This window comes from Spirillospora sp. NPDC048823, assembly GCF_043198445.1.
Lineage (GTDB): Bacteria > Actinomycetota > Actinomycetes > Streptosporangiales > Streptosporangiaceae > Spirillospora.
In genome coordinates, this window is record NZ_JBICUT010000001.1 from 339,796 (window position 1) to 351,693 (window position 11,898).

Below are 11,898 nucleotides of genomic sequence, written 5' to 3' on the forward strand. Positions count from 1 at the left end.
TTGATCACAGATGGTGGCGGCGTGCGCGCCGATCCCCCTCATAACGGGCACGAGCCTCCCTGGTGGCGTCGAGCGCCGCCACCTCCGCGACCGGGACGTCCCACCATGCCGCACTGTCGGGGGTGCCTGCCAAGGGGTCCGTCTCAATGTGGATGACCGTCGTCCGTGCGGCCTTCCTCGCCTCGCCGAGCGCGTCGCGAAGGCCGGCGGCGGTGGACGCGCGGATCACGTCGGCGCCGAGGCTGGCGGCGTTGGCAGCCAGGTCGACCGGGAGCGGGCCGCCGTCGAGGCCGGTGCCGGTCCGGGCGCGGTAGCGGGTGCCGAACCGCTCCGCGCCGACCGATTCCGACAGGTTCCCGATGGAGGCGTAGCCGTGGTTCTGGACCAGCACGACGATCAGCTTGATCCCCTCGGCGACGGCCGTGGTCAGCTCCTGGGCCATCATCAGGTACGACCCGTCCCCGACCAGGACGAACACCTCGCGGTCCGGGGCGGCCATCTTCACGCCGAGGCCGCCCGCGATCTCGTAGCCCATGCAGGAGTAGCCGTACTCGACGTGGTAGCCCTTGGGGTCGCTCGCCCGCCACAGCTTGTGCAGGTCGCCCGGCATGGATCCGGCGGCGCACACGACGACGTCCTGCGGGCCGCCGGCCTCGTTGACGGCGCCGATCACCTCGGACTGGGCGGGCAGCCTCCCGTTCCGGGACGCGTACGCCCGGTCGACCTTCGCGTTCCAGTCGGCTGCGAGGGCCTGGGCTTCGTCTCGGTAGGCGCCGGCGACTCCGTAGCCGTCCACTGCGGCGTTCAGGCCCCGGATGCCTTCCCGGGCATCGGCGACGACGGTGATGCCGGCGAGTTTGGCGGCGTCGAACCTCGCGACGTTGAGGTTGACGAACTTCACGTCCGGGTTGGCGAACAGGCTGTGGGACGCGGTGGTGAAGTCGCTGTAGCGGGTGCCGACGCCGAGGACGACATCGGCCTCGCGCGCGAGAGCGTTCGCCGCGGTCGTGCCCGTCGCGCCTATGGCACCGACTGAACAGGCATGGTCCCAGGGCAGAGCGCCCTTGCCGGCCTGGGTTTCGGCCACGGGGATGCCGGTACGTTCGGCGAAGGCGCGCAGGTCGTCGGTGGCCCGGGAGTAGATCACGCCGCCGCCCGCGACGATGAGGGGACGTTCGGCGCCGTGCAGGACGGCGGACGCCTCCTCCAGCGCGGCGGGTTCGGGCACAGCGCGCGGGATACGCCACACACGGCGGGCGAACAGGTCGTCCGGCCAGTCGTGCGCCTCCGCCTGGACGTCCTGTGGCAGTGCCAGCGTGACCGCGCCCGTCTCCGCCGGGTCGGTGAGGACGCGCATCGCCGCCATCAGCGCACTGGGGAGTTGCTCAGGACGGTTGACGCGGTCCCAATACTTCGAGACGGGCTTGAAGCAGTCATTGACGGAAACGTCGTATGACCGGGCGTCTTCCAGCTCCTGCAACACCGGGTTGGCTGGACGCGTGGCGAAGACGTCACCCGGCAGAAGCAGAACGGGCAGCCGGTTAATGGTGGCGAGGGCCGCACCCGTCACCATGTTGGTCGCCCCAGGCCCGATGGACGTCGTACAGGCGAAGGTGGCGAGCCGGTCGTTCATCCGGGCGTATCCCGCCGCGGTGTGGACCATCGCTTGTTCGTTGCGGGCCATGTAGTAGGGGACGTCGTCGGCATGCTCCAGCAGCGCCTGGCCGACGCCCGCGACGTTGCCGTGGCCGAAGATGCCGAAGCAGCCCGCGAAGAACCGCCGCTCGTCCCCGTCCCGCTCGCTGTACTGGGCCGCCAGGAACCGCACCAGCGCCTGCCCCGCCGTCAGCCTCATGGCCGTCCCTCCGGTGAGGTCAGCGGCAGCCGCGGATCGACGGGCCGTCCGGCCCAGGTGTCGCGGATCCAGGCGTGCGCGGGGTCGTCGCAGATCCGCCACGCCCGCTCCGGCGACGGCCCGGCCATCACGTTCAGGTAGTACAGGTCATGGCCCGGCGGAGCCATCGACGGCCCGTGCCAGCCGTGCGGGATCAGGACCGCGTCGCCGCTGCGCACCTCCGCGAGCACGTCGATCGGGCGTCCCGGCGACCCGTAGACGCGCTGGTAGGCCATGCCGCCCCGGGCGACCTCGAAGTAGTAGATCTCCTCCAGGACGGCCTCGTCCGGCGTCTCCTCGTCGTGCTTGTGCGGCGGGAACGACGACCAGCAGCCGCCCGGCGTCAGCACCTCGCACGCGATGAGCTTCTCGGCGAACGGGAAGCCCTCCGGCGTGCCGAAGTTGTTGACCTGCCGGCTCGCCGGCCCCGCGCCGCGCAGCTCGACCGGGACGTCCCGGGCGGGGCCGTAGCGCGGCGTGAGCCGGGCCTCGCACCGGGCGCCGGCCAGCGCGAACCGGCCGCGTCCGCGCACCGTGACCCGCGCGTCCCGCGGTACGTAGGCGAAGTCGCTGACCCGGCTGAAGACGTCGTCGCGGCCGTCCAGCCCGAAGCGCTCGCCGTCGCACTCGACGGCGCACGACCCGGCGAGCGGCAGCACGATGGTCTCGAAGTCGCCGGTCTCGAACTCGTGCGAGCCGCCGTCCGGCAGTTCGAGGACGCGCAGCGCCGAGTGGATCCATCCGGCCGACTCGGGGGTCACGACGAGCCCGTACGGCTCCTCGGCGGCCGTCCCCGCGGGCAGGTGGTACTTCATCGCCGCTCCTCAAGGAGGTCTTCCACTTCGTCCGGCGTGGGCATCGCGGCGGAGCAGGCGATGCGGGACGCGACGATCGCGCCCGCGGCGCCCGCGAACTCGATCACCCGCCGCAGCTCCCAGCCCGCAAGGAGGCCGTGGCAGACCGCGCCGCCGAACGCGTCGCCCGCGCCGAGCCCGTTCACGACGTCGACCTTGACCGGCGGCACCTCCACGACCTCGCCGGCCGTGGCGGCGAGGACGCCCTCCGGCCCCATCTTCACGATGGCGAGTCCGGGGCCGCGGTCGAGGATCGCGCGGGCGGCGGCGCGCGGCTCGCGCTCCCCCACCGCGACCGCGCACTCGTCCAGGTTCCCGACCGCGACGGAGGCGTGTTCCAGGGCGAGCCCTGCCCAGTGCGGGGCCTCAGCGGGGTCGGCCCAGAGCATCGGCCGGTAGTCGAGGTCGATGACGGTCTGCCCGGGATGTTCGGCGAGCGCGGTCAGCGTCGCCTCGCGGCTGGGCTCCTGCGACAGCCCGGTGACGGTCGCCCACATGATGCGGGCTTCGCGGATCGCCCCGAGGTCCAGTTCGTCCGGGTGGATCTCCAGGTCCGGGGCCTTGGGATAGCGGTAGAAGTACAGCGGGAAATCGTCCGGGGGAAAGATCTCGCAGAACGCGAGCGGCGTGGGCAGCCCGGGGACGGCGGTGACGAACCGGTCGTCGACGCCGTACCCCTTGAGCGCCTTGTGCACGAACCGTCCGAACGGGTCGTCTCCGGTGCGGGTGATGACGGCGGCGCGGCGGCCGTGCCTCGCCGCGGCCACCGCGACGTTGGCGGGGCTGCCGCCGAGGTACTTCCCGAACGTCTCGACGTCCTCCAGTGGCACGCCCACCTGGTCCGGGTAGACGTCGACGCTCACCCGTCCCATCGTGATGAGGTCGAAGGTCATCGGGCCACTCCGGCGAGGAAGTCCAGGCTCCTGCGGACGTCGTCGAACGGTCCGCCGCCTTCTGGGGGCTCTTCGGTCAGGACGGTGTCCTGTTCCATCACGTACCAGCCTTCGTAACCGGCGCCGTCCAGAGCACGGATGATGCCGGGGATGTCGATGTCGCCCTCCCCCAGTGGCCGGTACAGACCGTCGCGTACCGCGTCCGTGTAGGCGACGTCGCCGTTGAGCACCCGGTCGGCGAGCCCTGCGTCCACGTCCTTCAGATGGACGTGCGCGATCCGCTGCGCCGCGAAGCGCGCCAGCCACACCGGGTCGGTGCCGCCGACGAGCAGGTGCCCGGTGTCCAGGCACAGCGGGACACTGCTGCCGCCCAGCACCCGCTCGACCTCCGCGCGCGACTCCACGACCGTCCCGACATGCGGATGCAGGGTGACCGGGCGGCCACGGGCGGCGGCGCGCAGGGCGATCGCGTCGAGGTTGGCCAGCAGCGTCGACCACGCCTTGGTGTCGAGGGCGGGCCGCCCGTCGTAGCCGTCGAGACCGGTGGCGGCGGCCAGGATGAGGACGCCGTCGACGCGGTCCAGCGCACGGTCGATCTCCGGCATCGGGTCGTACGCCGGATCGTGCAGCACGACCGGGACGAACGCCCCGACAAGCCCCAGCCCGTGGGAGGCCAGCAGCTCGTCCCTCGCCCGCGTGCCGCCGGGCAGGAAACCGTCCGGCCCCAGCTCCGTCGCCGCGAGGCCGAGAGCGCGCATCTCGGCGAGGACCCGTCCCGGCTCCATCTGATGGCCCCACCCGGGGACCTCGCACACGCCCCAGGAGATCGGCGCGGCCGCGATCCTCATCGCCGCACCTCCTCGGTCCCGACGATCCGCCCCTCCCGCAGGGACAGCTCGCACGCCTCGGCGAGGTAGAAGGCCTCCAGCGCCTCCTCGGGCGGGCACGGGTTGCCGCGGCGGCCGGCCACCACGTCCACGAAGGCGCGGAGCTCGGCGTCGTAGGCGTCGGCGAACCGCTCCATGAAGCCTCCGTAGACGTGCCTGGGCTCACCGCCCGGCCCCGCTCCCGGCCCGGCTCCCGGCCCGGCTCCCGGCCCGGCCGCGGCCTTCGGTTCCTCGTGCTCGGGCAGGACGGTGACGGGCGTCCGGTCGTCCATGCCCGCGACGATGCTGTCCTTGGACCCGAACAGCTCCAGCCGCGAGTCGTACCCGGCGGCGTTGTAACGGGTCGCCGACACGAGCCCGAGCGTCCCGTCGTCCAGGACGAGCAGCGCGGACCCGGTGTCGATGTCGCCGCACTCGCGGAAGAAGTCGTCTCCCCGGTTGGCCCCGGAGGCCATGACCCGGACGATCTCGCGCCCGGTCACGAACCGGATGAGGTCGAGGTCGTGGATGACGCAGTCGCGGAACAGCCCTCCGGACGTCGGGACGTACTCGGCGGGCGGCGGCGCGGGGTCGAAGCTGCACGAGCGGACGGTGTGCAGCCAGCCGAGCCGTCCCGACGCCAGCGCCTCGCGCGCCGCCGCGTTCCCCGCGTCGAACCGGCGCTGGAACCCGACCTGCACCGGAATTCCGGAGGTGGCGGCCGCGGCCACGGCTTGGAACGTTCCATCAAGATCCGAGGCAAGCGGCTTCTCGCAGAACACGGGGACCCGCGCGGCCACGGCCCGCTCCACCAGGCCCGCATGCGCGTCGGTGGCCGCGGCGACGATCAGGCCGTCGAGGCCGCTGGAGAACAACTCCTCGACCGCGTCCAGCGCCGCGACGCGGGAAGAGCGGGGCAGGCGGGCGGCGAGGTCGCGGGCGCGGCCGGGATCCGCGTCGGCGACGCAGAGGGCCTCCACCTCGGGCAGTTCACACAGGGCGGCGGCGTGGCGCGCACCGATGCGCCCCGCGCCGGCCAGTCCGATCTTCATTGATCCCTCCCGGTCGGCGGTCAGGTGACTCACGAGTGTGATGGAGCGTTCCAGGAGCGTCAACGATCGGTTGTGCGCGTTCCCGGTATTGGAGGTGTCCGAAATCGAACCGGTTACTCTTGGGAGGTGAAGTGCAAGGACTGTCGTCCGGACGTGACCAAGCGCTAGTTTGTCCTCCATGCGGGTCTTCGTCACCGGCGCCTCCGGGTTCGTCGGTTCCCACACCGTGCGCGCGCTGCTCGCCGCCGGGCACCGCCCGCGCGCGCTGGTCCGCGACCCCGGGAAGGCGGCCGAGGTCCTGCAGGCGATCGGCGTCGCGGCCGGGGACGTGGAACTCGTCACCGGCGACATGCTGGACGAGGACGCCGTGGCCGGGGCACTCGACGGCACCGACGCCGCGATCCACGCCGCCGCCGCGATCGGCGTGACCGGCTCCGCCGGCGACCTGGTCGACGTCAACGTCCGGGGCACCCGCAACGTGGTCGGCGGAGCCGTCGCCCGCGGACTCGACCCGGTGATCCACGTGTCGACGATCGGCGTGTTCGTCCCGCCGTCCGCCCCGGTCATCACCGCGAACGGCTCCCTCGCGAGCCCCCGCACCGGTTACGGCAGGTCGAAGCTGGCCGCCGAGGAGTACGTGCGCGGACTCCAGTCGGACGGCGCGCCGGTCACGATCGTCTACCCGGGCGGCGTGTTCGGCCCGAACCAGCCCACCCTGGACGCGCTGATGGAAGGGCTCGCCGCCGCGCTCGGCAAGGTCTGGCCGCTTCCGGGCGGCGGCGTCTCCGTGATCGACGTCCGCGACCTCGGCGAGGCGCTGGCACGTTCCGTGCAGGCCGCGCAGCCGCCGAGCCGCTGGGTGCTCGGCGGCCACTACCTGACCTGGCCGCAGTACGCGGACCTCTGCGACCGGCTCACCGGCGTGAAGTGCCGCCGCGTGCCCGTCCCGAGCCGCATCATGCTGGGCCTCGGCTCGGCGCTGGACGCGGCCAAGCGGGTCCGCCGCTTCGACTACCCGCTCACCCGCGACGCCGCCGAGTTCATGGTCACCCTCGTCCCCACCGACGACCGTCCCCTCCTGGACGCGCTGAACCTCACCCTGCGCCCGGTCGAGGAAACGGTCGCCGACGGCCTCCGATGGCTGGCCGAGACCGGCCATCTGAAACCCCACCGGGCCGGACGGCTCGCCCCCAAGGAGAAACCGATGCCGACACTCATCCAGCGCACCTTCGGACCGGTCTTCCAGCGGGTCTCCGGCGCCGAATGGTTCTCCAGGGTGGGGCCCAAGGTCGTCCCGCCCGTCGACCGGGCTCTGCACAAGGCGACCGGCGGCCGCCTCCTCCTCGGTCAGCTCCTCGTCCCGAGCATCGTGCTGACCACGACCGGCGCGGTCAGCGGCCTCCCCCGCCGCACGCCGCTCGCGTGCCTGCCCGGCGACGACGGCGGCTTCGTCGTCGTCGGCTCCAACTTCGGCCGCGAGAAGCACCCCGCGTGGACCGGCAACCTCCTTAAGAACCCGGAGGCCGAGGTCAGCTTCCAGGGCCGTTCCGTCCCCGTCACCGCCCGCCTTCTGGACGACGCCGAACGCACCGAGATCTGGCCCCGGCTGACCGCCGTCTGGCCCGTCTACGACCAGTACGTGGAACGCACCACCCGCCAGCTGCGCGTCTTCCGCCTGACCCCCCGCTGACCCCTGCGTCCCCCTCGCCGAGCGCCGGCGGGCGGTTCGCCCCGTCGTCTCAGTCGCCGCGGACGCCCTTGGAGAGGCGGCGGCCCAGGAGGAGATAGGCGATCACGACGCCGGTGACGTTGAGGATGACGTCGTCGACGTCGAAGGCGCGGCCCATGACGAGGGCTCCCTGCACCATCTCGATGGCGAAGGAGAACATGCCGGCGAGGAGTGCCAGGCGGATCGGGCCGCGGAGGGTCGTCCAGACGATCGGAAGAAGCACGCCCAAGGGCGCGAGAAGCGCGAGGTTGCCGCCTATCTGGAGGAATGCCTCCTTGGTGGGACGGTCCAGGTAGAAGCGGAGCGAGCGGCCGGGATCGGTGTTCCCGCCCGCCTGGCCGTTGTCCTGGACGGGCGTCAACGTCAACTTGAAAGCGAAGAGGAAAAAGACGCCGAGCGCGCCCAACGCGATGGCCACAACGACCACGCGCAGAGCGATCACGTACCAGGGGACCTTCTTGCCCTTCGCTGCGGGCTGCCACATCTCCGTCAACACCCGGCGCATGGTCCCCCGCCCGTCGCCGCCCATGCACGACCGGTGATACGGCAGGACCGAAACTCGGGTTGACGTCGAACGCCCGCGCCGGGACGAGCCCGGCGCGGGCGTTCCGTGCGTCAGACCGCCACCGGCGTGGTGGCCGGCTCCAGGGCCAGGTCCAGCACTTCGCGGACGTCGCTCACGGCGAAGACCGTCAGGTTCTCCAGCACCTCGGCCGGAACGTCCTCAAGGTCCGGCTCGTTGCGCTTCGGGACGATCGCGGTGGTGATGCCGAGCCGGGACGCGGCCAGCAGCTTCTGCTTCAGGCCGCCGATCGGCAGCACCCGCCCGGTCAGCGACACCTCACCGGTCATCGCCACGTCCGAGCGGACCGGCCGCCCCGACAGCAGCGACGCCAGCGCCGTCGTCATCGTGATGCCCGCGCTCGGCCCGTCCTTCGGGATCGCACCGGCGGGCACGTGGACGTGCACGCCGCGGTCCTTCAGGTCGCCGACCGGCAGTTCCAGCTCGGCGCCGCGCGAACGCAGGTAGCTGAGCGCGATCCGCGCCGACTCCTTCATCACGTCGCCGAGCTGCCCGGTGAGCGTCACGCCCGTGTCGCCGGTCTCCTTGTCGGCCAGCGACGCCTCGATGTAGAGGACGTCGCCGCCCGCGCCGGTGACCGCCAGGCCCGTCGCGACGCCCGGCACGCCCGTCCGCCGCTCGTTCCGGCTCAGCTCGACCTCCGGCGTGTACCTGGGCCGACCCAGATAGTCCCTGAGGTCGTCCGCACCGATCGAGACCGGCAGGTCCGCCTTCTCCATCGCCACGTTCGCGGCGACCTTCCGGAGCACCCGCGCGATCGACCGGTCCAGCGACCGGACGCCCGCCTCCCGGGTGTACTCGGCCGCCAGCAGCCGCAGCGCGTCGTCGCCGAAGCCCACCTCGGACGCCTCCAGCCCCGCCTTGTCGAGCTGGCGCGGCAGCAGGTGGTCGCGGGCGATCGTGACCTTCTCGTGCTCGGTGTAGCCGTCCAGCTCGACGAGCTCCATCCGGTCGAGCAGCGGCGCGGGGATCGCCTCCACCACGTTCGCGGTGGCGAGGAAGAGCACGTCGCTCAGGTCGAGCTCCACCTCCAGGTAGTGGTCCCTGAACGTGTGGTTCTGCTCGGGATCCAGAACCTCCAGCAGCGCCGCCGTCGGGTCGCCCCGGTAGTCGGCGCCGACCTTGTCGACCTCGTCCAGCAGGACGACCGGGTTCATCGAACCGGCCTCGCGGATGGCGCGGACGATCCGTCCCGGAAGCGCGCCCACGTACGTACGGCGGTGGCCGCGGATTTCGGCCTCGTCCCTGACTCCGCCCAGGGCGACCCGGACGAACTCGCGTCCCATGGCCCGCGCGACCGACTCGCCAAGGGACGTCTTACCGACGCCGGGAGGGCCGGTCAGGGCCAGAACCGCACCGCTCCTGCGGCCGCCCACGACGCCGAGGCCCCGGTCCTCACGCCGCTTGCGCACGGCCAGGTACTCGATGATGCGCTCCTTCACGTCATCGAGCCCGGCGTGGTCGGCGTCCAGGATCTCCCGCGCGCCCGCGATGTCGTAGGCGTCCTCGGTCCGGTCGTTCCACGGAATGTCGAGAACGGTGTCGAGCCAGGTGCGGATCCAGCCGCCCTCGGGCGAGGCGTCCGACGACCGCTCCAGCTTGTCGACCTCCTTCAGCGCCGCCTCGCGCACCTTCTCAGGCAGGTTCGCCGCCTCGATCCGGGCCCGGTAGTCGTCCTCCTCGTCGGCGGGGTCGCCGTTCAGCTCGGCCAGCTCCTTGCGGATGGCCTCCTGCTGCTGGCGCAGCAGGAACTCCCGCTGCGTCTTCTCCATGCCCTCCTGGACGTCCTTGCGGATCGTCTCCGCCACGTCCAGCTCGGCCAGATGGTCCCGCGCCCACCCGATCACCAGGGTGAGCCGCTCCACCACGTCCGGGGTCTCCAGGACCTCGATCTTCTGCTCGTCCGACAGGTACGGCGCGTAGCCGGCGTTGTCGGCCAGGGTGGACGGGTCGTCGATCTGCTGCACCACGTCCACGACCTGCCACGCGCCCCGCTTCTGCAGGATCGCGCTGACCAGGCTCTTGTACTCCTTCGCCAGCTCCTGCGCCCGCCCGGACGCGGGCGGCGCCTCGATCGCGGTGCCCTCGACCCACAGCGCCGCGCCCGGCCCGGTCGTCCCGGTCCCGATCCGCACCCGCTGCACGCCCCGGACGACCGCGCCCGGCTCACCGCCGGGCAGCCGCCCCTCCTGCTCGACGACGCCCAGCGTCCCGATGCCGGCGTACTGCCCGTTCAGCCTGGGCACCAGCAGCACCCGCGGCTTGCTCACCGACCGGATGCCCGGCCCCTTGGACTGGGCCGCCGCCCGCGCGGCCTCGATGGCCGCCCGGACCTCACCGCTCTCGGACAGGTCCAGGGGCACCACCATGCCCGGCAGAACGGCCCCGTCGTCCAGGGGCAGCACCGGCAGCGTCAGGGTCTCGCTCATGCTCAGCTCCAAGTCCGTACGTCGACCCAACGGCAAGTTGAGTCATCCACACTCAAGAAAACGGAGCAGCATTTTGTTTCCTCAGCAACGTTCGCTCTCAGCGATCACATCCACCGGGGCGTCCCGCCGTCCACGTGCGACGAGCCGGGATCGCGCGTCCGCGGCCGCCCTTGACACACTTCCCTGATGATCGACCTGACCGACGAGTTCCTCACGCCCACGCCCGGGACCATCTCCTACTGGCCAGCCGGACTCGACCATCCGGTCGCCGGAACCTGGAGCATCACCATCCCGCTCACGCCCTTCTCCGCCGACGACGAGTACGAACCCGCCACCTTCCGGCCGGGTGCCAGCGGACCGGAACTCGTCACGACCGAGATTTCGCTGGACCACATCCAGTTGCCGGCCACCAACCCGGCCTCACTGAGCCGGCGCGTCTTCACCTTCCCGGCCAGGCACGAGGAGGGCCACATCGATGGCTCGATCTATCTCATCGCCGCTCACTGCCCAGTCGACGTCACCCGCATCGAGTTCGGCCGAGCCACCCCCGACCACATCACCGCCGCACTGCACACCTACCTCGACTTCGACGCCGCAGGCGGCATCGACATCCGCAACCGCACAGCGCTCCTGAGGACGAGTCTGCGCTTCGAACCAGGACACCTCACCAAAACCACAAACCAAGCCTGAACAAGATCACAGTGAATGAACACCAACACCTGTTCCTGGGGTCGGCCGGGCTCGGCGCCCTACCGGGCTGGATCAGGTCGCTCCCCACACCTCCCACCCGGGCCACGCTCATCCCCACCGCCGCCAACCCGCTGCGGTCGGCACCGTTCGTCGAAGCGGGGGCGCGACTGCTGCACAACGAGGGTATGACGGTCGATCGCCTCGACGTGGAGCACGCTGATCCATCCGCCGTCGAACGCGCTCTCCGCTCAGCCGATCTGGTCTTCGTCACCGGCGGCTATGCGATCTTCCTTCTGCAGCACGTGCACCGCACTCACGTGGACCGGACCGTCCGCCGGGCCGTCACCAGCGGACGAACGGCCTACGTCGGCATCTCCGCCGGAGCCGCACTCGCAGGACCCGACCTCCGCTTCTTCCGCGACGTCGAAGACCCCGGTCAGGTCGCCTCGACCACCGGCCTGGGCCTCGTCCCGTTCACGGTGCTACCGCACCGCAACCGCGGCAACGCCGACCGCCACGACCGCCGGCACGGCCGTCAGGCCCGCTTCATCTCGATCAACGACGACCAGGCCGTCACGGTCCACGGCAGCTCCTGGAAGATCCAGGAATCACCCTGAGACTCACCGCGCGGCTTCCGTGACACCCTTGCGCCAGCCGGCAGGAGACGCAGGCGCGGTACGACGCCAAGATTGAAAGGGGGTTGCGGTGGTAACGGGGGGTATGCGATCTTCGGCGTGATGTTCCGGCTCCGGTTCTGGAGGCAGATCGTGTACACGGGTCTCGGCAAGTCCACGACCGGCGCCTCGGCGGCGGAGCGCACCACGGCCTAGCCGGCACCGCGCTCCTCGACGCCGAGGCGAGTCCCGCGCGGGGGTTCTCCCCCGCCGCCTCGATCCTGCCGCGTCGAA

General features: G+C 71.6%; 10 protein-coding genes. 3 read left to right on the forward strand and 7 right to left on the reverse strand.

The genetic code is table 11. From position 1 onward, the window contains the following. Positions 1-4: 4 nt before the first annotated feature. Genes iolD through ACGFK0_RS01370 form a run of 5 tightly spaced genes read right to left on the reverse strand, consistent with a single transcriptional unit; the run spans position 5 to position 5,559 of the window. Positions 5-1,855 carry a 3D-(3,5/4)-trihydroxycyclohexane-1,2-dione acylhydrolase (decyclizing) gene (gene iolD / locus ACGFK0_RS01350; RefSeq protein ID WP_392898372.1) on the reverse strand — a complete coding sequence of 617 codons (1,851 nt, stop codon included), beginning with the start codon at positions 1,853-1,855 and terminating at the stop codon, positions 5-7. Next, positions 1,852-2,709, reverse strand: a complete 858-nt coding sequence (gene iolB, locus ACGFK0_RS01355) for a 5-deoxy-glucuronate isomerase (protein WP_392898375.1) — start codon at positions 2,707-2,709, stop codon at positions 1,852-1,854. The genes iolD and iolB overlap by 4 nt, the downstream gene beginning before the upstream one ends. Beyond that, positions 2,706-3,641, reverse strand: a complete 936-nt coding sequence (gene iolC, locus ACGFK0_RS01360; RefSeq protein WP_392898378.1) for a 5-dehydro-2-deoxygluconokinase — start codon at positions 3,639-3,641, stop codon at positions 2,706-2,708. The genes iolB and iolC overlap by 4 nt, the downstream gene beginning before the upstream one ends. Continuing rightward, complete coding sequence (locus ACGFK0_RS01365; protein ID WP_392898381.1) at positions 3,638-4,489, reverse strand: TIM barrel protein; 852 nt, start codon at positions 4,487-4,489, stop codon at positions 3,638-3,640. Before ACGFK0_RS01365 ends, iolC begins: the two co-directional genes overlap by 4 nt. Beyond that, complete coding sequence (locus tag ACGFK0_RS01370; protein ID WP_392898384.1) at positions 4,486-5,559, reverse strand: Gfo/Idh/MocA family oxidoreductase; 1,074 nt, start codon at positions 5,557-5,559, stop codon at positions 4,486-4,488. Before ACGFK0_RS01370 ends, ACGFK0_RS01365 begins: the two co-directional genes overlap by 4 nt. Before the next feature lie 178 nt (positions 5,560-5,737). Between ACGFK0_RS01370 and ACGFK0_RS01375 the strand changes: the two genes are divergently transcribed. Beyond that, a complete protein-coding gene (locus ACGFK0_RS01375) occupies positions 5,738-7,249 on the forward strand; it encodes a nitroreductase family deazaflavin-dependent oxidoreductase (RefSeq protein WP_392898386.1) in 1,512 nt (503 codons plus the stop codon). 49 nt (positions 7,250-7,298) lie between these two features. On the opposite strand, the gene ACGFK0_RS01380 is transcribed toward ACGFK0_RS01375, so the two are convergent. Together ACGFK0_RS01380 and lon are read right to left on the reverse strand one after the other, a co-directional pair. Then, on the reverse strand, positions 7,299-7,784 hold the full coding sequence (locus ACGFK0_RS01380; protein WP_392898389.1) for a VanZ family protein: 486 nt from the start codon (positions 7,782-7,784) through the stop codon (positions 7,299-7,301). 119 nt (positions 7,785-7,903) lie between these two features. Beyond that, on the reverse strand, positions 7,904-10,300 hold the full coding sequence (lon, locus tag ACGFK0_RS01385) for an endopeptidase La (RefSeq protein ID WP_392898392.1): 2,397 nt from the start codon (positions 10,298-10,300) through the stop codon (positions 7,904-7,906). Positions 10,301-10,486: 186 nt separating this feature from the next. Between lon and ACGFK0_RS01390 the strand changes: the two genes are divergently transcribed. Together ACGFK0_RS01390 and ACGFK0_RS01395 are read left to right on the forward strand one after the other, a co-directional pair. Beyond that, positions 10,487-10,990 carry a hypothetical protein gene (locus ACGFK0_RS01390; protein WP_392898395.1) on the forward strand — a complete coding sequence of 168 codons (504 nt, stop codon included), beginning with the start codon at positions 10,487-10,489 and terminating at the stop codon, positions 10,988-10,990. Between the two features lie 11 nt (positions 10,991-11,001). Continuing rightward, positions 11,002-11,607 carry a Type 1 glutamine amidotransferase-like domain-containing protein gene (locus ACGFK0_RS01395; RefSeq protein ID WP_392898398.1) on the forward strand — a complete coding sequence of 202 codons (606 nt, stop codon included), beginning with the start codon at positions 11,002-11,004 and terminating at the stop codon, positions 11,605-11,607. The last annotated feature ends 291 nt before the right edge of the window (positions 11,608-11,898 follow it).